Annotated in this window: 19 protein-coding genes; 3 read left to right on the top strand and 16 right to left on the bottom strand. The window is 42.4% G+C overall.

Features of this window, described 5'->3' with window-relative positions:
• Nucleotides 1-4: 4 nt before the first annotated feature.
• Complete coding sequence (gene glgP, locus ACRC32_RS28280) at nucleotides 5-2194, bottom strand: alpha-glucan family phosphorylase (protein ID WP_438557098.1); 2190 nt, start codon at nucleotides 2192-2194, stop codon at nucleotides 5-7.
• A gap of 31 nt (nucleotides 2195-2225) precedes the next feature.
• Here glgP and ACRC32_RS28275 point away from each other — a divergent pair, with 31 nt between their 5' ends.
• Nucleotides 2226-2384, top strand: coding sequence for a hypothetical protein (locus ACRC32_RS28275; RefSeq protein ID WP_438557097.1), 159 nt, complete (start codon nucleotides 2226-2228; stop codon nucleotides 2382-2384).
• 76 nt (nucleotides 2385-2460) lie between these two features.
• Nucleotides 2461-3621 carry a pyridoxal phosphate-dependent aminotransferase gene (locus tag ACRC32_RS28270; RefSeq protein WP_438557104.1) on the top strand — a complete coding sequence of 387 codons (1161 nt, stop codon included), beginning with the start codon at nucleotides 2461-2463 and terminating at the stop codon, nucleotides 3619-3621.
• 60 nt (nucleotides 3622-3681) lie between these two features.
• Here the strand turns inward: ACRC32_RS28270 and gatA are convergent, their stop codons facing one another.
• The 3 genes from gatA to ACRC32_RS28255 all read right to left on the bottom strand — a co-directional run bounded on the left by gatA (nucleotide 3682) and on the right by ACRC32_RS28255 (nucleotide 6294).
• Entirely contained in the window at nucleotides 3682-5133 is a 1452-nt protein-coding gene (gatA, locus tag ACRC32_RS28265) for an Asp-tRNA(Asn)/Glu-tRNA(Gln) amidotransferase subunit GatA (protein WP_438557096.1), read from the bottom strand.
• 177 nt (nucleotides 5134-5310) lie between these two features.
• Nucleotides 5311-5748, bottom strand: a complete 438-nt coding sequence (locus ACRC32_RS28260; protein WP_438557095.1) for a hypothetical protein — start codon at nucleotides 5746-5748, stop codon at nucleotides 5311-5313.
• A 93-nt stretch (nucleotides 5749-5841) separates the two neighbouring features.
• A complete protein-coding gene (locus ACRC32_RS28255; protein WP_438557094.1) occupies nucleotides 5842-6294 on the bottom strand; it encodes a hypothetical protein in 453 nt (150 codons plus the stop codon).
• Between the two features lie 211 nt (nucleotides 6295-6505).
• Here ACRC32_RS28255 and ACRC32_RS28250 point away from each other — a divergent pair, with 211 nt between their 5' ends.
• On the top strand, nucleotides 6506-7330 hold the full coding sequence (locus ACRC32_RS28250; protein ID WP_438557093.1) for an alpha/beta fold hydrolase: 825 nt from the start codon (nucleotides 6506-6508) through the stop codon (nucleotides 7328-7330).
• Between the two features lie 36 nt (nucleotides 7331-7366).
• Here the strand turns inward: ACRC32_RS28250 and ACRC32_RS28245 are convergent, their stop codons facing one another.
• From ACRC32_RS28245 to ACRC32_RS28190, 12 genes are all read right to left on the bottom strand, one after another.
• Entirely contained in the window at nucleotides 7367-8461 is a 1095-nt protein-coding gene (locus tag ACRC32_RS28245; protein WP_438557092.1) for a glycosyltransferase family 4 protein, read from the bottom strand.
• 121 nt (nucleotides 8462-8582) lie between these two features.
• Nucleotides 8583-9620: a dTDP-glucose 4,6-dehydratase gene (gene rfbB, locus ACRC32_RS28240; protein WP_438557091.1), complete on the bottom strand. Its 1038-nt coding sequence runs from the start codon at nucleotides 9618-9620 to the stop codon at nucleotides 8583-8585.
• A gap of 97 nt (nucleotides 9621-9717) precedes the next feature.
• On the bottom strand, nucleotides 9718-10851 hold the full coding sequence (locus ACRC32_RS28235) for a glycosyltransferase family 4 protein (RefSeq protein WP_438557090.1): 1134 nt from the start codon (nucleotides 10849-10851) through the stop codon (nucleotides 9718-9720).
• Nucleotides 10852-10949: 98 nt separating this feature from the next.
• Complete coding sequence (locus ACRC32_RS28230; protein ID WP_438557089.1) at nucleotides 10950-12197, bottom strand: hypothetical protein; 1248 nt, start codon at nucleotides 12195-12197, stop codon at nucleotides 10950-10952.
• Nucleotides 12198-12224: 27 nt separating this feature from the next.
• Nucleotides 12225-14102, bottom strand: a complete 1878-nt coding sequence (locus tag ACRC32_RS28225; RefSeq protein WP_438557088.1) for a GtrA family protein — start codon at nucleotides 14100-14102, stop codon at nucleotides 12225-12227.
• 242 nt (nucleotides 14103-14344) lie between these two features.
• Nucleotides 14345-15337, bottom strand: a complete 993-nt coding sequence (locus ACRC32_RS28220; RefSeq protein WP_438557087.1) for a methyltransferase domain-containing protein — start codon at nucleotides 15335-15337, stop codon at nucleotides 14345-14347.
• A gap of 173 nt (nucleotides 15338-15510) precedes the next feature.
• Nucleotides 15511-16668 carry a DUF4214 domain-containing protein gene (locus ACRC32_RS28215; protein ID WP_438557086.1) on the bottom strand — a complete coding sequence of 386 codons (1158 nt, stop codon included), beginning with the start codon at nucleotides 16666-16668 and terminating at the stop codon, nucleotides 15511-15513.
• Nucleotides 16625-18991: a glycosyltransferase family 4 protein gene (locus tag ACRC32_RS28210; RefSeq protein WP_438557085.1), complete on the bottom strand. Its 2367-nt coding sequence runs from the start codon at nucleotides 18989-18991 to the stop codon at nucleotides 16625-16627. The genes ACRC32_RS28215 and ACRC32_RS28210 overlap by 44 nt, the downstream gene beginning before the upstream one ends.
• On the bottom strand, nucleotides 18988-20529 hold the full coding sequence (locus ACRC32_RS28205; RefSeq protein ID WP_438557084.1) for a methyltransferase domain-containing protein: 1542 nt from the start codon (nucleotides 20527-20529) through the stop codon (nucleotides 18988-18990). Before ACRC32_RS28205 ends, ACRC32_RS28210 begins: the two co-directional genes overlap by 4 nt.
• Nucleotides 20530-20588: 59 nt before the next feature.
• Nucleotides 20589-21107, bottom strand: coding sequence for an acyltransferase (locus ACRC32_RS28200; protein WP_438557083.1), 519 nt, complete (start codon nucleotides 21105-21107; stop codon nucleotides 20589-20591).
• A gap of 47 nt (nucleotides 21108-21154) precedes the next feature.
• Entirely contained in the window at nucleotides 21155-22534 is a 1380-nt protein-coding gene (locus ACRC32_RS28195) for an ABC transporter ATP-binding protein (protein WP_438557082.1), read from the bottom strand.
• 22 nt (nucleotides 22535-22556) lie between these two features.
• Nucleotides 22557-23405 (bottom strand): ABC transporter permease, encoded by an 849-nt coding sequence (locus ACRC32_RS28190; protein ID WP_438557103.1) that lies wholly within the window; start codon nucleotides 23403-23405, stop codon nucleotides 22557-22559.
• Nucleotides 23406-24032: the final 627 nt, after the last annotated feature.

The raw sequence follows: 24032 nt of genomic DNA, 5'->3' as shown, positions 1-24032 counted from the left end.
TGATTTACAACACGATTGGTGCAGCATTGTCTGCCGTCGATAAATACATTTGATGGACGTACTCCATTACCATCCGGTCAGTATTAAACCTTGGGATTGCAGTTTTAATGGAAGCTTTCATCATGGCGATCCAGCGAGCGGGTAACTCTGGCGAAGTGCGATCGTAAAACAAAGGTACGATCTCTCTTGTCAGAAGATCGTAGAGAGATTCTGCATCTTTTTGCGCCTGGACTTCAGAATCGTCTAAAGAGCAATCTTCGCCAATTGCCCAACCATTGACACCTTTACCATCTGTTCCCTGCTGATATGCTTCGCGCCACCAACCATCGAGAATGCTGCAATTAATTCCCCCATTAAAACAGACTTTCTGCCCGCTAGTCCCTGAAGCTTCTTGAGGTCTTAGAGGGGTATTGAGCCAAAGATCGACTCCTTGTACTAACTTTTTCGCCGTCAGGAAGTCGTAATCTTCCAAAAATACAATTCGCTGGTGTAATTCTGGGCGACGAGTCCACTCAATTAGATTTTGGATAATCTGCTTGCTTTTGTCGTCAGCCGGATGAGCTTTGCCAGCAAAAATTATCTGTACTGGTTGGGCTGGGTTACTCAAGATTTGCAGGGCGCGTTGCGGATCGCGAAAAATTAAATCTCCGCGTTTATAGGAACTAAAGCGCCGAGCCAATCCAATTGTTAATACATTAGGGTCAAACAGGCGATCGCATTCTTCTATAGCTTGAGGATCTTCACCTCGCCTTTGCCTTGTTTGTTTTACCCAAGTTCTGACATGAGCGATTAAATCTTCCTTAAGTTGCTGATGTCGCTGCCAAATTTCTGGATTAGGAATCTCGTCAACCTTGTCCCACAAAAGGCGATCGCTCATCCGTTTTGTCCAGTCTCGATCCAAATATTGAGCGTATAATTCTGAAATTGACGGTGCAGTCCAAGTTCCCGCATGAATGCCATTTGTAATCGCCCCAATTGGTGCTGGTTCTATTTCCTGTGGATGTGGCGACCACATTTGACGATTCACCTCACCGTTGAGCTGACTCACGCCGTTAGCTGCTTTTGACAGCCGCAAAGCTAGTGCCGTCATACTAAATTTTTCCTTGGTATCTTGTTGCTCCGATCCGCCCAATGCCAAAAATTCCTCTTTTGTCAGTCCTAGTTGTTGCCAGTAATTGCTAAAATACTCCGTCATCAAATCGACTGGAAAAGTTTGATGTCCAGCCAGTACGGGTGTATGAGTGGTGAAAACGCATCGCTGTTGTACGGCAGATTTGACTTGCTCGAAAGGTTCGCCTCGATGTACTGACTGACGGGCTACTTCCAGCAGTGTAAAAGCAGCATTGCTTTCATTCAAATGATAAATTTTGGGGTCAAGCCCTAAATGTTGTAACAGCCTGACTCCGCCAATACCCAAAACCATTTCTTGGGCAATGCGAACGTTGTCATCTGCCTGATAGAGACGATTGGTAATTTGGCGATCGCGCTTTTGATTATCCTCCAATCCCGTATCTAATAAATAGAGATTTGCCCTACCGACTCGAACGCGCCAAGCTTGCAATTTAACCGAGCGATCGCACATTGTCACTTTAATTTTTAGCGGTTCCCCACTTGAATCTCGCACCAATTCCAAAGGTAATGTTTCTAGCTCTTGCTCTGGATAAGTTTCCTGTTGCCAACCAGATGCATCTAACTGTTGTTGAAAATAGCCTTGGCGATATAGCAATCCTACGCCCACTATTGGTAAACCTAAATCTGAAGCCGACTTTAAGTGATCGCCTGCTAAAATTCCTAAACCGCCAGCGTAAATATGTAGAGTTTGATGCAAGCCAAATTCCACGGAAAAATATGCTACTGGTTGTTGAGGCGTAATCTCAGGAGCAGCCTGCTTTGCCCAAGTGGAGTGAGAAGATTGCATGTAGCTGTCAAATTTGGTAGCTACAGCTCTAAGGCGTTCTAAGTAAGCTGGTTGTGTTGCTAGCTGTGCGAGTTTTTCTTCTGACAGAGTTGAAAGAAATTGTATGGGGTTATGCTGGGACTGCTCCCATGCTGTTGCGTCAATATCGCGAAAAATGGCTACACCCTCCGGTGTCCAGCTCCACCAAAAGTTTAGCGCTAGCTGACCGAGCGAATCTAGATTTGAGGGCAGCTTGGTGGTTAGGCGAGATGCCAGAGATTGTAGAAGTTCAACCATTCGAGTCAAGTTAGTAACTTTACTAGAGCCAGTGTATGAGGAAGCACTTCTATTTCATCATCCAACTACAGGTAGAAGTCGTTTAAGAAAGCAGAAGAAAGGATTTGTCGGGGCGGGTTTGAAGGCAGATTTCTTGCCTCAGCCGCGAATCTTGGGCTATACTCGCCCGTACAGAAGTCAAAAATCTTAGCAGTAAAAGACACAAATTCAGACGTTTACTTTAAGATATGCTTAACTGAATTGGAGTTTTGCAATCGGTAGTGACAATGAAACTGGCAGCACGAGTGGGTAAGGTAACGCCTTCTTTGACCTTGGCAATTTCCGCCAAAGCCAAAGCCATGAAAGCTGAAGGAATAGATGTTTGTAGCTTCAGCGCCGGAGAACCAGACTTTGATACTCCAGAACACATCAAAGCAGCCGCAAAAAAAGCCTTAGATGAAGGTAAGACGAGATATGGTGCGGCGGCTGGGGAACCCAAGTTAAGACAGGCGATCGCTCGCAAGCTGAAAACAGATAATGGTCTAGACTACCAAGCTGAAAATATCATCGTTACCAACGGTGGCAAACACGGTTTATACAATTTGATGGTGGCGCTGATTGACGTGGGAGACGAGGTAATTATTCCCGCCCCCTACTGGCTGAGCTATCCTGAAATGGTCATTCTCGCTGGCGGAACACCAGTTATCGTCCAGACGGATGCTAGCTGTAAAATTACTCCAGACCAGTTGCGCTCTAGCATTACGCCTCAAACTAAGCTATTTGTTCTCAACTCTCCTTCTAACCCTACAGGTGTCGTCTATACGCCAGAAGAACTGAAGGCACTAGCCGAGGTTGTGGTTGAGAAGGATATTTTAGTTGTCTCGGATGAAATTTACGAGAAATTACTATATACAGATGTAAAACACGTCAGTATCGGTTCTCTAGGTAAAGAAATCTTTGACCGTACAATTATCAGTCATGGCTTTGCCAAAGCCTACTCGATGACAGGTTGGCGTGTCGGCTATTTAGCGGGTGCGGTAGAGTTAATTAAAGCTGCGAGTACGATTCAAGGTCATAGTACGTCTAACGTGTGTACCTTCGCTCAATTTGGTGCGATCGCAGCTTTAGAAAGTTCCCAAGAATGCGTCGAACAAATGCGTCAAGCTTTTGCCAAAAGGCGAGAAGTCATGATGCAAAGATTAGATGCAATTCCAGAAGTGACTTACGCCAAACCCGATGGAGCATTTTACATTTTTGTCGATATCAGTAAAACTGAGAAGACATCAATGGATTTTTGTCAAGAACTTTTAGAGTCTTATCAAGTTGCGGCAATACCTGGAATTGCATTTGGATCGGGCGATCGCATTCGCTTATCCTATGCTACCGATATGACATCAATTGAGAAGGGCATGGATCGCTTAGACAAATACATCCGTTCTTTGTTTTAGCTGAAGCTACGTAGGGTGCGTTACGCCAAAAGCTAACGCACCCTACCAATACCTATAAAACTATAGATTTGGCTTGGATTTATGCCACTCTGTAGCTTGTTCGTAAGCGTGAGCCACTTGAAATAATTGGTCTTCCCGCAACACATTTCCAATCAATTGCATCCCAATTGGCATTCCTTTCTCGTCAAAACCGCAGGGAATACTCAATCCTGGCAAACCTGCCAAATTTACCGTAATTGTCATCAAATCGGTTAAATACATACTTAGCGGATCGTCAGTTTTTTCCCCAGCTTTAAATGCTGTCATGGGAACTGTAGGCGTGACTAATACATCCACTTGCCCAAAAGCATTTTCAAAGTCTTGTTTAATTAAAGTCCGAACTTTTTGTGCCTTTAAGTAATAAGCATCGTAGTAACCAGCAGATAAGGCATACGTCCCTACCATAATCCGGCGCTTAACTTCCTTACCAAAACCCATCGCCCTAGTCCGAGCGTACATATCGATTAGATTTTCGGCATCGGGGACGCGCAAACCATATTTTACGCCATCGTAACGTGCCAAGTTAGCCGAAGCTTCGCTAGGGGCAATGATGTAATAAGTCGGCAAACCGTAGCGGAAACGCGGACAGGAAACTTCTTTAATCTCCGCGCCGAGTTGCTTTAATTGTTCGATCGCCTTATTGACAGCTTGTTCTACAGCCGGATCTAAACCTTCAGCAAAAGTTTCTCTCACGATCCCAATTCGCATCGATTTGAGATCGGGTTTGAGAAATTGAGTGTAGTCAGGGATTTCGACCTTCAAACTTGTAGAATCTTTCGGATCGTAACCCGCGATCGCGCCTAATAAAATTGCCGCATCTTCTACCGTGCGTCCAAAGGGTCCAATTTGATCCAAAGAGGAAGCAAAAGCCACCAAACCATAACGCGACACTAATCCATAAGTTGGCTTCATGCCCACAACACCGCAAAAAGATGCGGGTTGGCGAATCGAACCACCTGTATCAGAACCCAGAGAAACGACACACTCATGCGCCGCTACAGCCGCCGCCGAACCCCCAGAAGAACCGCCAGGAACTCGTTCCAAGTCCCAAGGATTAGCCGTGAGTTGAAATGCCGAGTTTTCGGTGGAACTCCCCATCGCAAACTCGTCTAAGTTGGTTTTTCCCACTGTCACCGCCCCAGCATCCGCTAGTTTTTGCGTTACCGTTGATTCGTAGGGTGGGACGAAGTTTTCTAAAATCTTGGAGGCGCAAGTTGTGGGAATTCCCTTGGTACACATATTGTCCTTCACACCCACGGGAATTCCAGCCAATAACCCAATCTCTTCTCCAGCCGCAATTTTGGCATCCACGGCTTTCGCTTGTTCCAGTGCTTTATCCGCTGTCACGCACAAAAAGCTGTGGATCTTTGGTTCTAGTGCTTGAATCCGATCCAGCGCTTCTTGCGTAATTTCCACTGCCGAGCGTTCTTTTTTCACCAATTGTCCGTGCAACTCGCGGATGATGGATGCCATCTCTCGCTTCCTCTTTGCTTCACAGTCCAGACTATAAGTATAGAGTGTCTGGGCAGAAACTAGGGACAGTGACTAGTGACTAGTGGCTGGTGACTAAAGAAGAGTCTAACTACTAACCACTGGTTTCACCAGCCACTCACCAATGACGAATGACAAATGACAAATGACCAACAAAATTCAAATCTTTTTCACCGAGTCTGAAATATGTCCTGGGAAGAAATCTATGCCGACTGCTGATTTAAATAAGTAAGCAAATAATAAAATTACGCCGCTAATAACTAAGTTGGCTCCCAAAAGGAGAATAACAACTGCGATCGCATTACCAATCCTGGCAAGTCTTTCAGGTATATATTGACGTTTGCGTTTTCGACGATCTTTACCAACAAAGAGAACTAAATAAAATCGAGAAAATAACAGGTCGATGTTAAATCTAAAATCTACAATTTTGGGTGAGGGTTGAGGAATTGCGAGAGTTAAAATATTGACTATGGCTTGTAGCTGTTCTGTAGTAAAGCTTGCCAAAATATTTGGTTCGACCTGCTGTAAATAATATTCTGGATTTCTAGTTCGATAATTGGGCAGATTAACTTGTTCTTTAATAGGTAAGTCTTTCAAAAATACCTCCAGGTACAGATTGACATATATTCTTAAAATTGAGAAATCAAGAAAAAATTCAGAAATTTATTATTTCTATTAACTCTCACTCGCTTAATTTAGGAATAATCCTTCGTCTAATATTCTGCCTATGCCTAGACCTACCGAAGTAAAGATGGTCAAAAACCAAAAAGCTAAATGTTTATTTAACCCCGCAGATAGTAACGCATGTTTTACTTGAGCTAAAGTCAAAATTAACCCTAATGCCATAATCCAAGTCATAGCTAAACCAAACGCCCAAGGCGGAATTCCTGCCCAAGGAATACTTTGAGGCCAAGTCATAGCAAAAGCTCCAACCCAGACCAGTAAAACAATCCAAGCAACAGCCAAAGCGACAGCATCAAAACCAACCCAAGCTAAATGCACGGTAATGACTTGCGTGCCTGTCCAAGTAAACCAGCTCGCATTACAATCGGATAATAGCCAACCAGTGCCTATGTATCCAAGCAATAATACTAGTAAATAGAGCCTTGAAATTCCATTTAACCGTGATACTTTTACGTTCATTTCAAACTAAATTCAAAGATTTTGCTCGCTTCCTTGTTCTAACGAATGACAAATGACAAATGACAATCATAACGGTAGATATAATGAACCATTTAGAATCTGCGATATTATAAGTATTCCTATAGTTGTAGCGATCGCAAATCGGGAAAATTACTGATAAATAGGCGATCGCAATAAAGAGACGATAAAGTAGTAAAACTAAAAAGTATTAATGACAGCTTCTGTTGTGAATTTGCACGTTTACGTCCAAGGCAAAGGCTTACCTATTCTCTGCTTGCACGGTCATCCTGGTTCTGGTTTGAGTATGTCCGTGTTTACTCAACACCTATGCCAACGCTTTCAAACAATAGCCCCTGACTTACGAGGATATGGTAATAGTCGCACGCCGACTAATTTCGCCATGACCGATCACCTGCATGACTTGGAAGCACTCCTCGATCGCTATCAAATTAGTGAATGTCTGGTTTTAGGTTGGTCTTTAGGTGGAATCTTAGCGATGGAATTGGCTTTAAGGCTTCCAGAACGAGTTAAGGGACTCATTTTAATCGCTACAGCTGCTCGTCCTCGCGGCAGTCATCCAGCAATCAGCTGGCAAGATAATTTGTATACTGGCTTAGCGGCGATCGCAAATGCTATACAACCCGGCGATCGGTGGCATATAGATACTTTTGCTAAGCGATCGCTCTTTCGCTACCTGGTGCAACAGCACACTTCCGCTACTTACGAATACATTGCTAAGTATGCTATGTCAGCGTATTTGCAAACTTCTTCTCCTGCCCAACGCGCTCTCTTTACGGCGCTCAAAAGTGGTTACAATCGCCTTCAGGATTTATCGCAGATTCAGTGTCCTAGTTTAATTATGGCGGGAGCAGCCGACCGTCATATTACTCCAGAATCGAGTCAAGAAACTGCACGACACTTACCCAATTCTGAATGGATTTGTTACCATAATACCGCGCATTTGTTTCCTTGGGAAATTCCCGATCGTGTTTTGAGCGATATCGATTGGTGGTTGGCATTACATTCATTTGTTTAATGCGCTGGCTAAGTACAAAATTTTGTGTTTTGAAAACTATAAAAATTTTTTTAATACCTCAACAGTAGCGAGTCCTGTTTTTTTCCAACTAAATTGTCTGGCTCTGGTCAAACTTAAACTAGAAAGATGCGATCGCAGTTGACTATCAGTAACTATAATTTCCATAGCAGCAGCAATCTCCTCAATGTTATAGGGATTCACTAATAAAGCCGCATCTCCTGTAACTTCTGGTAAAGAAGAAAGATTAGACGTAATTACAGGAGTACCGCAAGCCATTGCTTCGAGTACGGGTAAGCCAAATCCCTCCCACAAACTAGGAAAAACTAATGCGATCGCCCGATTGAGTAAAATTGGTAGTTGTTCGTAGGGAACGTAATCTAGAAACTTAACGCGATCGGCAATTCCTAATTCTATACTTTGCGCTTTTAGCTTTGGAGTATAGCGGCGATCGCCCGTTCCAGCTAGTAAAAGATCGCAATCTCGATAACTCGGGATCTTGGCAAAAGCTGCAATTAATCGGTGTAAGTTTTTGTGCGGATCGTGACGACCAATATAAATAAAGTAAGGACGAGTTTCGTTCTGCTGAGCTAAGTTGAGCCAGCGGAAATGGTTGGCATCATATGCTAGGGGTATGGGAGTAATTTTATCGGCTGAGATGTGGAAAAAGTCAATAATGTCTGAGGCTGTCGCAGTGGAGTTACAAATAACGTGCTGTGCTTGGCTGAGAACTTGGGGGATGTAATAGCGATGATAGGGAGTTAAGGGTGAAAGTCTAGGAAAGCGCAAGGGGATGAGGTCGTGAACCGTAACGATGTAGCGACAGCGCTTGTAAAGGGGTGCTTCTGGAACGGGGGAGAACAATAACTGCGATCGCAATTGGCGATAAATTGGCGATAGTTGCAGTTGAGTCCAGAATAAACGTCGTAAATGTCCGACCGTTCCTTGTTCTGGAGTTAAGTTAGCGGGAATGGAATAATATGCGTCTTGAGTCTGCGGTGTGGGTAGAAGACGAGCAGCAACAGGCGAAATTAGAAAGGTAGGATCGAGCGATCGCAAGTGCGGGATTAAATTCAGAGCGTAGGTTGTAATTCCTGTCGGTTTCTCAATCAGAAAAGATAAGTTAACTAGCATTGAAAGGGAGCAGGGAGCAGGGAGCAGGGAGCAGGGAGCAGTTATAAGTGACCAGTGACCAGTGACCAGTTAACAATCCACTACACCCCACACTTCCCACACTTCCCACACTTCCCACACCCTACACCCTTTCTTCACTACTCCCTACTCCCTCTAGCCAAATTGGATTGCTGAGATACCACTGAATTGTCTTTAATAACCCACTATCAAAGTTCTCTTTTGGTTGCCAGCCTAGTTCTCTAGAGATTTTGCTGCAATCTATAGCATACCGTCTGTCGTGTCCGAGACGGTCTTTGACAAAAGTAATTAAAGAAGAGTGGCGAAAATTAGGTTTGGGAACCAAATCGTCAAGAATGGCGCAAATTTTCTCAACGACTGTGATGTTATTTTGTTCGTTTTTTCCCCCAATATTATAACTTTCTCCCACCCGACTATGTTGTAAAACTAGATAGAGAGCTTCGCAGTGATCTGCAACATATAACCAATCTCGAATATTTTGCCCATCTCCATATATTGGCAAAGGTCGATCGTGTAAAGCGTTGAGAATTATTAATGGGATCAGTTTTTCGGGAAACTGACGCGGACCGTAGTTATTCGAGCAGTTGGTGATTAGAGTGGGAAAACCATAAGTATGATAGTAAGCTCGAACAAGATGATCTGAGCTTGCTTTTGACGCTGCGTAGGGACTATTTGGTGCGTAAGGGGTATCTTCTCGAAATGACTGAGCTTTTGGTTCTAAAGAGCCGTAGACTTCATCAGTAGAGACGTGTAAGAAACGGAATTGCGCTTGCTTTTGTACAGATAATTTTTCCCAATACGCCTTACTAACTTCTAACAGTTGGAATGTTCCTACTATATTAGTTTGAATAAAATTTTGAGGGCTTTGAATCGAGCGATCGACATGAGTTTCAGCGGCAAAGTTGATAATTGCATCTGGCTGATACTGTTCTAATAGATGAGATAATAGGTCGCGATCGCCAATATCTCCACGGATAAAATGATAATCGCGATCGTCCTGCAATTGGGCTAAGTTTTGAGGATTACTGGCATAAGTTAACTTGTCTAAATTGACGATCCTAGCCCATTGCTTTTCTCGTGCTTGTAAAATAAAGTTAGAACCAATAAACCCGAAGCCACCAGTTACTAAAAATGTTTGCATCTTACTACAGGAAAAGGTAGTATTCATCACCATGATGCGATCGCCAAGGCAACGATCGTGCAGTTTAAACCAAATTCCATCGATAACCAGAATATTGCTATACCAACAGACTACGGTAAGCCTTTAATGTTTCCCGAGCATTGTGCTGCCAGGAGTACTGTTTTGCTCTTGCTTTACCTTTTTGAATTAATTTATATCGCATTTGAGAGTTATTAATCACCTCCCAAATTGCTTCGGCTAATTTATTTGAATCGTTCGGATCGATTAATATAGCTGCATCTCCCGTGACTTCTGGTAATGATGAAGTGTTAGAAGCGACTACCGGAGCGCCTAATGTCATGGCTTCTAGTACAGGTAAACCAAATCCCTCGTAGTAAGAAGGATAAACAAATACATCGGCTCGAGCATAAAATAGTGCGACTAATTCATCAGATAAATAGTCAAGATGGTAAATGTCTTGTTGATAAGGTGATGCCTCGATCGCAGCAAAAATACTTTGATAATTCCATCCTTTGCGTCCAATTAATATAAGATTATGTTCGATCTTGTACTGCTGTTTTAATTTATTAAAAGCCATCACGATAGAAATGATGTTTTTTCTAGGTTCTATGTTACTAACAAACAATAAATAAGGCTTAGAGAAATTGTATTTTGCCGTCCGGCTAAGCTGTTCGACATTTAGAGTCGATAAGTAATTAGAACAGTATCGACTTGCCAATGGGGCAACAAAAACTCGTTCGGCAGCAACATTGAGATGTTGAATAATATCTTGCTTAGAACTTTCTGAGATAGTTAAAACTAAGTCCGTCCACTGCAGACATCGTTTGACTTTCTCTACATAACTTTTAGCGACTACATTAACATATTGAGGATATTTAATAAAAGCAACATCATAAATGTTCATGACCTTGAAGCCGCGATCGCAAGGATAAACTGAATAGTTAGTTCCGTGCAATATGTCTGGATTTCCCCAAGATTTTGCCAAGGATGACCAAATCGATTTGTAAGTCGGAAATAATAACAAATTAGAAACTCTAACTGGAATTGGGAGGACATGAACTGAAGGATATTGCGTTAAGGCTTCAGGAACATTCCAGTTCCCGCGCAGCCAGTCTTTCATTCCAGGTTGATAGACAATGCCTAACTCAAAATTTTCCTCTGCTTGCAGGGAGTAAAGCGATTGAATTAAGTTTGCTACCTGCAACCCAACTCCACTAGGCTTAGGAGTCATTGGAGTAGCATCAATGATAATTTTATGAACTGACACTGAAAAACCATGAATCAGAATAATTATTTCATTTTAGTCAGTTGTGTAGTACATAGGTCAGCTTAAGCAACCCATTCCATATTAGTAAACATACCCACAAATTTCATTTGGAGTAAAAATGAAGGAGTTGCCATCAGTAATAGTAGGAAAACAATCCATTTTCGGTCGAACAATCTGTAGAATTGCGTCCTAGATATGAGGTGGCTTATAGCTAGTACAAGCACCACATGTACGCAGAAAGTGTAGCGAACCATGCTCGTCATGGATAGGCTACTCATACCGCAGGCAGATAGATAAAACATGAGCCAGCCAGCTACATAAAATTCAGCTCTTTGTTTCCAGCTACCCTCTGTCAGAAAAGGTACTGCTTTCCGTTCAAGTAAAAAGACGATGAAAAAACTTATCAAAGCGAACGGTACTGAAATAGCATTAATTACATCAGGTAAATTCAAAATTTTAGGGTCAAGGAAAGCAAAATAACTTTCCGGCTTGAAAATGGCTAAATAGTTAGGTTTGACTCCCCATCCTATTGCTTGCGTTTGCATGTAGAAATTCCAAGCGCCAAACTTGAAATAACAAAAAGCAAAGAACAACAGAGAACCCAGACTAGCAACAGTGCTTACTAACAAATATTTGCTCCTCTTTTGCCAAAACCGAAATGGTTTTGCTTTTCGATCTTTAGCGCTAAATAGCCAAAAGTGGAATAGCGGATAAATAGCTATTGGTAGACCAATAACCCGAGTTGCAGTCATGACAAAGCCATGTGTAGCAGCAAGAATCCAGGCAACACGCTTTTTTGATGCAGTCCAGTAGAGGAAGCCAAGCAACATCATCAAAAACAGCGATTCTGAGTAACCAGCGACTAAATAAAAAGCAGCTGGATGTACTAAAATCGCGATCGCACCGCAAAGCGATAGTTTATCAGAAATCCGCCAACGTTGAAACAACAAAAATACATATGTCCAAAACCCCCAACAGGCTATCTGTGCGGCTAGTAGCAAAGCAGTTTGTGTGGGTAGATTGAAAACGTTCTTAATCGCCCCAGCAATGATAGGATAGCCAGGGAAAAATGCTACATTTGATAAATCTGGATTTTGCGGAGTGGGCGGAATTGTACTTCGATATCCATGTTCGATAATATGCGTATACCAGTCACAATCCCATTGGCAAAGCTTAGAATAGCCCTCTACTAAGTTTTGAGAATTTGAAAACAAACACCCGAAGAGAACTTGGATTAACGTAAATCCTAATCCTAAGCAGATAGCTTGGTAGATTCGTGGGTAGCGTTTGAACCCAATGATATTTAGCACTGGCAATATCTTTTGAAGTACAACAATTTATTCAGGCTTGCGAACAAACTCCTGTTGACTTGACGCGAAAGAATACATTTTGTGTCCCGTAAAGCTAAGTAGAGCTACACAAGCAGCACTGACCAAACGGGCAGCAGTAGCATTCCAACCAGCATCATCCATTAACAGTTGTAACAATCCTAAATTTGCCAGCAAGCTGTTGAGAGCAACTGTGGCAAACACGGCGTACTGAATTAGCCAGTTCTTCCAATAGACACCAAAAACAAAGCGACGGCTCAGCCAAAAATTAGTCGTTAATCCCATAAAATAGCTGATACAAAGGGCTGAGACAGACCAAACGCCCGACTGAACCAGCAATGAAAAAATCAGGACATCAACGACTGTTGCGGCTCCACCTGTAAAGACGTAGCCACCAAATTCTTTCAAGATTTTGAGTGTCTTTTGTGGGCGCGGTTTTTTCACTGTCTTATGTGTGGTGGTCTTAGCAGTTGCGCTAGCTTCTTCTTGGTATTCGCTATCTGAATTGACCGACCAAAGATTGTGCTTGCCAGGACTTAAGACGTTTTCTGCCGCTAGAATCCCCATCAATAAGCTATGGTCTTGATTGTTGTATTTAAATGCACCGTATCTTCCAACTAATTGAAGATTCGGAAATTGCTGTAAATACGACTGAATATCGCTCAGTGCTTGTTGATAGTTACCTGCATAAATTGGGTAAGTGCGGGGTAGGCGAACGACAAATCCACCAGAAACTTTTTCGTGATGTAAAAGCCCAATTTTTCGCAGTTCTTGTTCTGCTCGCTCTAACAATTCTGCTTCTGGTTGCTGCCACATCGGTTCGTCGTAGTTGCACCAATACTCGCAGCACAATGGTGTTTGATGTTGGTTTGGCAGCATCTCAGGCGACCAATTCGCAAAATTGGTGACTCGTCCTAATTGCACGCTTGGCTCGTTAATGTAAAGCCAGTTATCTGGGAATAAGTTATTGCCTTCAACGATTAAATAGACCAAAATTGTATTGCGAAATTTGAGAGACTTAGCAGCTGCGATCGCCTCTGATGGAGCAGGTGGATCTATTTGCTGCACCAACAAGCTAATGGGTACGGAAGAAATTACGCCGCCGCAGTTGACTGTTGACTCCTCTCCTGTCTGGCGATTTCTTAATGTGATTTGGGTAACTTGAAAGTTATCGTGGTGAACCTGTACGACTTCTGTATTTAACAACACGCTTTGATTATGCTGGCGCAGGTATTCACCGATTTTTTCATACAATTGACCCGAACCTAACCGAGGAAATTCAAAGCGATCGATCAGTGTTTTGACTTTGCCATCGTTACCCAATAAAGCACTTCGAGCTGCTTTCAACAAGGATAAGCCTTTAATGCGTTGCGCCGCCCAATCTGCACTAATTTCCGTGCAGGGTATGCCCCAAAGTTTTTCCGTGTAAGCCTGAAAAAATATTTCAAATAGTCGCCGACCAAATCTGCTCGTTACCCATTGAGCAAAGTTACGGGGGTGGCGATTGGGAAATAACTGCGATTTGACATATGAAACGAGAATTTTTGTACTCTCAATCGGTCCCAGTGTCAGTAGGGTTTCTTTAGCTTTGAGCGGATAGCTGAAATACTTTCCCCCGTAGTAGATGCGTGTCAGGCGATTGACAGTAACTCGATCTTTTCCTAAAACTTCACCCCAAAGTTTGAGTACGGGAGCGAGTTTAGTAAAAAAGCGATGCGGACCAAAATCTAGAATAAAGCCTTGATATTCGATACTTTTTGCTAATCCGCCCACCCTAGTATCTCTTTCTACTACTACGACTGGTTGACCTTTTTGAGTTAAGGTGTAAGCCGCTGCTAGTCCTGCTGGACCCGCTCCTAAGATATAGATTGGATTAGCTTTACTCATGTCACTCCACACTACACTAGACTACTTGTCTAAACTTTTATAAAGTTTCAGACAATATACCTTCATCGCGATCGTCTTGACAACCGCTATTTATTGTCAATATCTACAAATATGTCGAGTAGCTGAGCGCCAGCGTTAGCAAATTAACTGACTCTCTCTTGCACCATTGTTTAGCATCAAGTATGCCTTCCTATCTTTATATATGGGATGTAAAAGCATCCCGCGATCGCATCTTTAGTTGTCTAAAGATCGCAACTTCGCATACAGCACAAATAGAAACAGTACGATTTCTCTGGCTTATCGTTCAAAGCCTCACCACTAATAGCCTCCTCACAAAAATGTTTCATATCCAAGTTATTGTCAATAGTTTTAGACAGATCGATCAGACCTTTTGTTTCAACAATCTTGAAATTGTGCCTCTCTAAAATTTGGCACAAGTCACTGTAAAAGTATTCAATTTTATGTTCTGGATGAATATAACCTTGAGGACACTGTATTTGAGTCGCAGAACGATTTGGAGTATCTAGTGCCAGCTTACCCCCTGGTTTCAATAACTTGTATGCTTGAGCAAACACTTTTTCAGCATCTTCTGTAGTTACGTGTTCGATCGATTGTCCTGACCAAATTAGATCGAAAGAACCTTCCTCAAACAGAGATAGGTCGCTCATGCTTGTATAAACATAATTAATATCGCAATTGTTGTATCTAATATTTTGTGTCAACTCAGGAGCTTTTAGCATCCTTTCATCGGGAGGTAAGTCGGCAATATATATTTTTTCCGGTAGATATGGATAGCCAAAGCTTAACAAAGCACCGCGATCGTCACCCGTAGAAGCTCCCCCTAAGTCTAGAATAACTTTTGCTTCTGGAAGCACCGTTCTAATCAGTTTAAATCTAGCGTGATGAAGCTTAGCATCCAGCATATGCCAATAGTCTTTGCTACTCACAGGACGTAGTTGAAATTCAACAGAATCGACTAACATTCTCACCAAAGCAGTTCGACTCAAACCTGTATCAAGCACGTTCAACCAGTTTGCTAACCCATCTGAGTCAATTTCGCGCTCAAATATAACTTTATATGCCATTCTTAAATAGCTTTCGTCAGAAATCGTCTCCATTTCATGCCAACTTTCATTAGAACGGCTTTGGTTTTTTAATTCAGGTTTACCAAATTTTTTAACGATGGTTTTTACAGAATTGGGAGCTACTTTGGCAAAAAAGTTTTTGGTATTCATCTTGCTGGTTTTTAATTTTAAAATTTCAGTCGATTCTTTCAAAAACAAGCGGCTTTTTTATCTACCTTAAAGCAGATATTAGATGTTTTTTTGCTATGAAACACTGATAATACAAAACTCTAATTAAAGTAGCAGTTACGCTACTCATATTTCTAGCAAGTTTCTTGCTGAACTCACAAAAATTTTGACGATCGCGAACTAATCCGATCGGCGATCGCTTCTGTTTTTTGCTGCTCGCCACGTTTAGAAAAAACAAAGTATGACTTTCTCGCGATCGATGTTTTTTCCATATAAGCATCATACTTTTTGTGCAAAACTTTTTCAACTTCTACTTCTCGTTGAAAACCATGCTGTTCAAATTGTTTTACCCACCAGTGCCAATCAGCCCAAATTAAATGTCCGTTAATCGGATAGCCATCTTTATCAACGTGAAGCAGGGTAAAAGGTTTTTCTTGGGCAATATCCCGTTCCCACTCTTTAATATAAACAGGAAAAACCGTACCAAATATTGGATCTTCGCCAAATGCCGGAATATTGCCAAATAAGTAACCGCCATTAACTAATATTCGATCTATGCGATCGAGATAGTCGTGCAGTTTATTGGGATTTAAGTGTTCAAATATATCTAAACCAAAAATGAGATCGTATTTTTCCGAAAGATCTAGTTCTAACAAGTCTCCATGATGGATATTATTTTTAATGTCAGGAAAAGCTTTATCAATTGCCATCGAGCTAATTTCTATTCCTTCGCAATGGATGTTCATCTCATGCAAACATTGCAGAATAGTTCCATTGGCACAGCCTATCTCTAAAGCTCTTTTTGGTTGAAAGCCTGACATAATTTCAGCCATGACTTTCTTATCTTTATCAATTCTAAAACCCCATACACCAGGTTTTTCATAATAACCGTGTTTGAGAATCATGGCTTCTAGCCAATCAAAATCATCTGAAGTTTCTACAGAAAATACTAAAGCATTGTTTGGTTGTAAAAGATCCTCTACTGCATAGTAGTTGTTTGGTTTGAGTTCTCGTAAATTTTGAATTCTAATATTTTCCTTTAAAACTTTGTTAATAAACTCATCCGACTGAACTAAACTCATGAGTACGTCGGTTCTGCTGTAGCCCGTTTGGAGGAGCTTAATGTAATGTTTTAATCCATCTTCATCGACATCTCGTCCTAAAAGTTTGCGATAAGCATCTCCTAAAAATTCTCGATCTGATAAAGTTTCTGACTCTGAGGTGGAGCGCTTAGTTGAGAGCGAATCAGAGATTTTTCCAATTGTTTTACTAGCTCTGCTTGAGAGATTTAATAGTTGACTCAGATAGCTCATGACTACAATTCTCCTCCATCATTAGGACGATTTTATTTAACTTTTCAATAACTGCGGGAGGCGAAAACTTGTTTCGCTGTTGGCGCTGAGCAACTATCACCTTTTCTCTCAGCGATATATCTTTAACAAGAATCTTTGCCAATGCTGCGATTTCAACAAAGTTTTCCTTATTGATAAACATCAGCCCAGCTTTACTTAATGTCTCAGGAATCGCACTGCTTTTGTACGCCAGAATCGGCACGTCAAACCACATCGCTTCGACTAAGGGAACGCAAAATCCTTCATGTTCGCTCATCGACCAAAATAGGTGAGCAGTACGATAAAAAGCTAAGAGTTGGGCATCGTTGACTTGCCCGGGAATCATCACGTAGTTTGTGACGTGCAACCGATGCATCAAGCTCGTGACGTGGTGATAGTATGGATCGTTGATGTCACCGCCACCGATGAGAATCAATCTTGCCTCTCGATCCATTGTCAAGTAATGGGCAAAAGCTTCTAGAAGGTGATCTTGGCGCTTGTGAGGCGAGACGCGCCCGACAAAGAGGAGATTAGTTTTACCATCCTGTAACTGCTGCATCAACTCTGGATCTGCTGCCATATCCCACTTTTTTGGATCTATGGGTATGGGAAGTATACCTGGTGCAGTAAATCCAGATTCCGCGAGTTCAGAGGCGTTATATGTGGAAACTCCGACTGAGAGGGGGAAGTGTTGGGCAAGTTGGTTTAATTCAGCCCGACCTTGTTCTAGTAATTGGGCAACGTCAGGGCGATACGACCGGAAAAACTCAGCAGGCGTGATGTTGTGATAGATGAGGCACTTAGTCCCGGGGTGAGCGATCGCGTATTCTGTCACTTCGCAGCCAATCGAGTGATGATAAATCAATCCAGCATGTTGACCGATACTTTTAGCATGAGGTCTTTTAGCTTCATGGGTGGCGCGTGGGTCTAAATGTTCGGCAAAAATTTCTGATTTGTAACCAAGGGCTTGTAAATAGTTTCTAATCCACCTAGCATGGTTAGAAATGGCATCCCCGTAGGAAAAACCAGCCATCAGTTGATGAATTTCTTTCAGTCTCTGTTGTGGCTGTGGGGGAGTGGCTGGAACAGTTGCCAGTCCTAAAATAGTTTCGTAGCGATCGATGACTCCATCCCAACTCGCATTTTTCTTAGCATAGTTTTGACCGTTTGCACCGTATTCTGCTAGCTGTTCCATTCCAGCGCGATCGATTTGGGCAAACATCTCCGCCCATTCAATTTCTGTTGCTGCTAGCCAACCTCCCCGCGCGCTCTTAACAGCACTTGCGGTTGCCAAACAATCTTGATGTACGACTACGGGTCGTCCGTAGAACCAAGCTTCCATCATGACGCGAGAGTAACTTTCATTCCGACTGGGTTGAAATAAAGCCAAGCAGTTTGCTAGTAGTGCTTCTTTCTCGCTTTCTGACACTACACCAAGGTCAGTTAACCCTGGCGCAGCGTCGTGAAATGATGTTTCTCCCGAACCAGCTAAAATTAATTGCAAACTAGAGTCTGGATACTTCTGCTTGAAAATAGCATAAGCTCTGACTAAGAAATCTGTATTTTTTGTTGCATCTCGGCGACCGAGATAAAGAATATAACGCTCTTTTTTGAGTGCGAGATTGCCAATGTGAGTTAGAGTCGGATCGTCTTGCTGTCCAACCTCTATTCCCTCTCCAACGACACAACTTTTGGAAATAATCCCAGGACCGTATAACTTTCTGGCAAGTTGCTCTTCACCTTCGCTATTAAATAATAACCCGCGTGCTAGGTGAAACATCTGCTCGACTTGCGGCAAATAAGCATAAGCTTCGTCATGCAAACAGGGTTGTAAAAAGGCGCGATCGGCAACAATTGACAGTCCATTTAAAATTGGACCGTACAGATAGGGGATGAATAAAAATGCTTGATATTGATGGTGATGAGTTTTGAGAAAGTGTAGTAGTTGGGGGGAACTAATACTCTCCGCACAAAATATTGCCGCATCATCTAAGCTGACTGGACTGACTCCTGGTTTGAACTGCGCAGTCGGTACTCTCAGCATGAGATGATTGACTTGATTAAAGGTATCGTGGTCGGTTCGGACGACCTTGAACCGACGAATTGCAATCCCTTCCTCTTGACTCAATCCAGGCTTATGATGATTTTCTGCCCAGTTGCGATCGAAAGCTTGACAGCAAGTCGTTATAATCTCAACTTTGTGTCCTCGTCGTACCAAACGGGAGGCGATCTGCCAAGCTTGTTGTTCTGCGCCGCCTTTTAAAGCTTTACCAAACCAAGGGATTACAATCGCCAGTGGCTTCATACTTTATATCCAATAAGGGCATAATCACGGGGACCAAAAAACCAGTTATGCAAAATTCGCATTTCTGGCTCTTCGCGATCGAAAGGACTCGTTTCGACCGGGTTTAAGTGTAAGATTTGAACGTTATGCAAGCCTTGATAGGTAAACAAGAATTGCATACTTTCTGGGTAGAGGGGTCTTTGGTGAGTTGGATCGGAATAAAAGTCACAAGCACCTACGAGTAAATTTTGCGGATTTGGCGTTTCAAAAATAGCTATTCCATTTGGTTGTAAGACTCGCAAGACTTCTGTAATTAAATTGAGCAACTGCGCAAAAGACAAGTGTTCGATAATATGAAAGCCAGTCACGGCTCCCAAGCTATGTTCTGGTAGCGATTGCAGGTAAGTAATGACATCGGCTTCGATCGCCTCCAGTCCCCTAGACTGACATTGTTCGATCGTGACTTGGTTAATATCGAGTCCTTTTGCCGTATATCCATTGTCGCGTAACAGTTCTAGCCATTCACCCCGTCCGCATCCTACATCTAAAATTGGTGCGTCTGGCGTGCCTACGTTGGCTGCGGCAATCTTCGGCAAGTAGACTTTGAGTTTATTCGTAATGTCTTCCCGCGAGCCGCGAAATCGTTCTTCAAAGGCAGCGTAAAAGGCATCTAGCGAGTGCTGATTTTCATCGAAAAAGCTGGTCAAATGCTCTTGACTAAAAGCTCCTGGTAAGCGTTGCCGTGCTTCTTCGAGAAACAGAGTAATCAATCGCTTTTGCTGTGCTAAGTCGTTTTTGAGATAGCTATCGTTTCGGTTGTGACGGTCTTCGATCGCCAGCAAGTGAGCGTCCATGCTACTAATACGAATACCAATACCATTCAATCCTTCTTCAGTCAACTTGAGGCGATCGCTGAATTGCTCTAAGTTGAATTCACTCGCATGGATGCGAGCGCTATTTTGACTGACCCGCTCCTCGCTAGCGTTCAAGCGTTCTCGATTTTGCTTGACTTGCTCTTGAGTGGCATGAATCTGAGTCACTTGCTCTTGGGTGACGCTATTGAGCCGCTCTCTAATCCGAGCCAGCTGCGATTCGCTCGAACCGAGGCGATCGCCTAATTGAGCTATCCGAGCTTCTGTAGAACTGAGGCGATCGCTCATGCTACTCATTTGAATTTTTAACTCGGCTACCTGTTCGCTCAGCCGTTGCTCGATCGCCGCTATCTCTCTTAATCCTTGACTGAGAGAAAAATTAACGACTCGCTGCTCTTTCTGAATAAAGTTGTAAATTTTGAGGCTGTACTTTTTTAACCAACCTACATTAAAGGGAAAGCGATCGAACTTCTTGGGCCAATGAGTGCGAACTTGCGCCTTGAACTCAGCATTACTCGCTAATGCTTCTATGTGGCTGATATTGACAACTTCTTTAGCGATCGCCCCCGATCCGTTGCGATCGTGCTGTAATACCGTCAGCAAATCTGGCTGTCGTCGAGAAACTTCCTCTGTAATTTTTTGTTTTAATTCCTCAATATTTATTTCTGGATTATTCGCTTCAATCATTGCGGACTAACTCTGAGATTAACCTACTATTTCTAGCTTAATTTTTTTCGATGCAACAACTAATCCGTAGGCACGATTGTTTTGACTATTTTTGCCGGAACCCCTGCAACAATTTGATAGCTGGGAACATCGCCTTTGACAACTGCACCTGCTGCGACTACAGAATGCTTGCCGATTTTACAAGGACCAATGACTGTAACATTACTAGCTATCCACACTCCCTCCTCGATCGCAATATCATTTCCTTCAGTCGGAAAATCATACATTCTGGCTTTACCAAACTTGGTGTAGTCATGGGTTCCAGTAATCAAACTCACGTTATGACCGAAAAAAACATCTTCTCCTATGCATATAGTGCCAGAAGATAAGTTAAATAGAGCATTATTGACCACGCAAGATGCTGAGAGTTTAAGTCTTTGGGGATCGCCATAAACTAAATAATGATTCAATTGCACTTGTTCGATGCGTTTCTCTAAATCGGCTTGAGCTAGTTTTTGGTTTAAATAACTATCAATTTGTTCTTGCCAATAACCTTGAGATAGCTTTTGACTTAAATAATTATCGACCCACCCTTGCATCCAATTTTTTAATTTAGATTTTAAAAACTTATAATTTAAAAAATAATTTAAAAATTTATCGATTGTCCCGTACATGCGAGTTCCTCACATAGTCTGATCTGCCTACCTGCGACTTGGAATACACCATCGACGAAATCATTGACTGCTGCTTGGAGGGTAGTTGCATTTTGAATCCAATCGAGCATCTCTAAATTTTCGTGAGGACCATCGCCAAATGCAATATCAAAGGTATAGCTACCTCCAGCAAGGTGAGGCCAAATAAACTCGAATTCGACCGTAGCTCTACCAATTTCCGATTTTGATAACCAGTAATCGGCAAATTCTTTATCTAAAAGTTCAGTACTCCAGCCTGAAAGCACGGTTCGCAGTCGATCCAATAGGGCAATGCCAACGTTAGGTTTTCTGACGCGATCGTGTCTAAATGTGGTGATTCTGACTTTAATAATGTCACCTGGATAAACTAATTTAATCGGGCGATCGTTTGCTCCTAATAAGCAGATATCTTCTATTTCTGCTCGTCCCGTACCAAATCTTTCATAATTAGGAAATGATAAAAAGGGTTTATTCGTAAAAGGATTGAATTCTTTAATTGTTATTTTCTGAATATCGATATTTTCTTCATTCTGATTGTTTATAGCTATGCTATGGGGAACATCTGGGCGATCGTGGAGATGTGAAGCAGTACGCTTGTTCACTTCTTCATGTACCCAAGCCTGGTAGTGCTTGCAGACTTCCGCTGGTTTACCGCTATCGACAACAATCCCTTGATTCATCCAAAGCGCTTTTGTACAAAGGCGTGAAACTGCCCCCACATCGTGAGATACATATAAAATCGTCCCACCACTATCTTGAAATTCCCGAATTTTTGCCATACACCGATGTACGAACACGCCATCTCCTACAGCTAATGCTTCATCCACAATTAAAATTTCCGGATTGACATTAATCGCAACAGCAAAAGCTAAGCGGACAAACATACCGCTAGAATAGGTTTTGACGGGTTGTTCCATAAACTCGCCAATCTCTGCAAAAGAGGCAATTTCATCAAACTTGGTTTCGATTTCGGCTCGGTTTAAACCTAAAATTTGTCCGTTGAAAAAGACATTTTGCCGTCCGGTAAACTCAGGATTAAATCCACTACCTAACTCAAGTAAAGCTGAAACTCGACCGTTAACATAAACTTCCCCTGTTGTGGGTGTTAGCGTTCCAGCAATAACTTGCAGTAACGTACTCTTGCCAGAGCCATTTTGACCGATGATCCCTACGGTTTCTCCGGTTTTTACCTCTAGGCTGATATCTTTCAACGCCCAAAACTCTTGGGCGCGGCTCTTGCCAGGTAATAAAATTTCTTTGAGTCGATCTATCGGGCGATTATAACACCTGTAGCACTTCGAGATATGGTTTAAGGAAATTGCAATCTCACTCATCACACGCTGCTATTTGGCAAAACTAGAGGACATCGGCAAAAGCTGGGCGTAACTTCTTGTATATCCAGAAGCCGCCTGCGAACACAACCAGAGAAACTATGCCAGCAATTGCCCACTCTCCCCAATGCTTTACTTCTCCCACTAACACCAAGCCTCGATAAGTTTCTGCGATCGTTGCCATTGGATTTAACCAGAATACCCAGTCTCTAATTTGAGACGGAATGAGAGATTCGGGGTAAACAATTGGCGCTAAATATAACCAGATATTTAAAATAACTGCTAAAGTCTGAGGAATATCTCGCAAAAATACTGTTAGTCCCGCAGCAATATATGCCAGTCCTGATGTAAATAGTATTTGAGTCAGCCAGAGTAGAGGTAGCAGCAAAAGCGTGATGTGAATCGTTTTTGTGGTTACTGCTACCAAAAAAATCAATGCCATCAATCCAAACGTACTTTCAACAAACGCAGATAGCACTGGTACTAAGGGCAAGAGAGACAAAGGAAAAACAACTTTCTTAACTAGGTTAGTATTGCCTACAACTGAGTTTGAAGACTGTAACAGTCCGTTGGTGAACGCTATCCAAGGCAACAATCCGGCAAACAGCCACAAGCCAAATGTCAAACTATTATTTTCTGGTAGCCCTTTTAAGTTAAGCCTGACCTTCATCACAATTGAAAATACATAAGTGTAAATTAATAATTGTGACAGTTGGTTTAACAAGGGCCATATATTCCCTAGAATCGATCCTTTATACCGTGCTTCTAGGTCGCGCTGTACTAGAGTCCTAAGTAAGTAGAGCTTTGTCCATAATTGAGGCTTAACTAACAGCGATCGCTTCAGCTTTTTAACTAGCTCTTTAACTGAATGAATAACTTCTTTTATCGAACGTCGATGGATGTTCCCTTGCAGCAAGCCTGTAGCGATTGGTAGGAGTCCCACAACGATGAGAGTCATCCTAATCTGGCGCAATAAAGGAGCATCAATTAGGTCAAAATAGCCTAACATCCCGATCGCGAGAGCGATGGCGATCGCAACTTTGCCGCTTGCCAGCAAAACATGGCTTTTTTTCCTGCTAGCAATTGGCGGGAGCAGGAGCAAATAACCTCCTCTGTAGGCTAAAGTCGCCTCTAGTAAGATAGCTATTCCTAGAATCAAACCGAGCAGTGGAGTTAGCATTAAGCCCAAGCTATAGGAGTTTTAAGAACAGTAGTATAAAAAATCTGCTTGACTACAACATTCAGCCTTTATATGGCGTTAGTTACGCTCAAAGCAAAAGTTGCCTTCGCTGAGATCGTTTTGATGACTAACGAATAAGACCAAATGAAGCATGAATTAGTTTCCCACAAAAAGTTACAAGATACTCTTTCACACCGTCGTTTCAAAGTCAAGTCAGTTGTCAGTGAAGAAAGGGGTGTGGGGTGTAGGGTGTAGTGGATTGTTGGGTCACTGATAACTGGTCACTGCTCCCTGCTCCCTGCTCCCCCATATCCCAGAAAG

The sequence above is a fragment of the Chroococcidiopsis sp. genome, assembly GCF_051657925.1.
Lineage (GTDB): Bacteria > Cyanobacteriota > Cyanobacteriia > Cyanobacteriales > Chroococcidiopsidaceae > Chroococcidiopsis.
Note: the sequence above shows the minus strand (reverse complement) of the source record. Positions and strands in the feature narration are given on the sequence as shown.

What these genes read in the sequence shown, in the direction of transcription:
- glgP (WP_438557098.1), bottom strand. Translation starts at nt 2,194, where the DNA reads ATGGTTGAACTTCTACAATCTCTGGCATCTCGCCTAACCACCAAGCTG.
- ACRC32_RS28270 (WP_438557104.1), top strand. Translation starts at nt 2,461, where the DNA reads ATGAAACTGGCAGCACGAGTGGGTAAGGTAACGCCTTCTTTGACCTTG.
- gatA (WP_438557096.1), bottom strand. Translation starts at nt 5,133, where the DNA reads ATGGCATCCATCATCCGCGAGTTGCACGGACAATTGGTGAAAAAAGAA.
- ACRC32_RS28255 (WP_438557094.1), bottom strand. Translation starts at nt 6,294, where the DNA reads ATGAACGTAAAAGTATCACGGTTAAATGGAATTTCAAGGCTCTATTTA.
- ACRC32_RS28250 (WP_438557093.1), top strand. Translation starts at nt 6,506, where the DNA reads ATGACAGCTTCTGTTGTGAATTTGCACGTTTACGTCCAAGGCAAAGGC.
- ACRC32_RS28245 (WP_438557092.1), bottom strand. Translation starts at nt 8,461, where the DNA reads ATGCTAGTTAACTTATCTTTTCTGATTGAGAAACCGACAGGAATTACA.
- rfbB (WP_438557091.1), bottom strand. Translation starts at nt 9,620, where the DNA reads ATGCAAACATTTTTAGTAACTGGTGGCTTCGGGTTTATTGGTTCTAAC.
- ACRC32_RS28235 (WP_438557090.1), bottom strand. Translation starts at nt 10,851, where the DNA reads ATGACTCCTAAGCCTAGTGGAGTTGGGTTGCAGGTAGCAAACTTAATT.
- ACRC32_RS28225 (WP_438557088.1), bottom strand. Translation starts at nt 14,102, where the DNA reads ATGAGTAAAGCTAATCCAATCTATATCTTAGGAGCGGGTCCAGCAGGA.
- ACRC32_RS28220 (WP_438557087.1), bottom strand. Translation starts at nt 15,337, where the DNA reads ATGAATACCAAAAACTTTTTTGCCAAAGTAGCTCCCAATTCTGTAAAA.
- ACRC32_RS28215 (WP_438557086.1), bottom strand. Translation starts at nt 16,668, where the DNA reads ATGAGCTATCTGAGTCAACTATTAAATCTCTCAAGCAGAGCTAGTAAA.
- ACRC32_RS28210 (WP_438557085.1), bottom strand. Translation starts at nt 18,991, where the DNA reads ATGAAGCCACTGGCGATTGTAATCCCTTGGTTTGGTAAAGCTTTAAAA.
- ACRC32_RS28205 (WP_438557084.1), bottom strand. Translation starts at nt 20,529, where the DNA reads ATGATTGAAGCGAATAATCCAGAAATAAATATTGAGGAATTAAAACAA.
- ACRC32_RS28200 (WP_438557083.1), bottom strand. Translation starts at nt 21,107, where the DNA reads ATGCAAGGGTGGGTCGATAATTATTTAAGTCAAAAGCTATCTCAAGGT.
- ACRC32_RS28195 (WP_438557082.1), bottom strand. Translation starts at nt 22,534, where the DNA reads ATGAGTGAGATTGCAATTTCCTTAAACCATATCTCGAAGTGCTACAGG.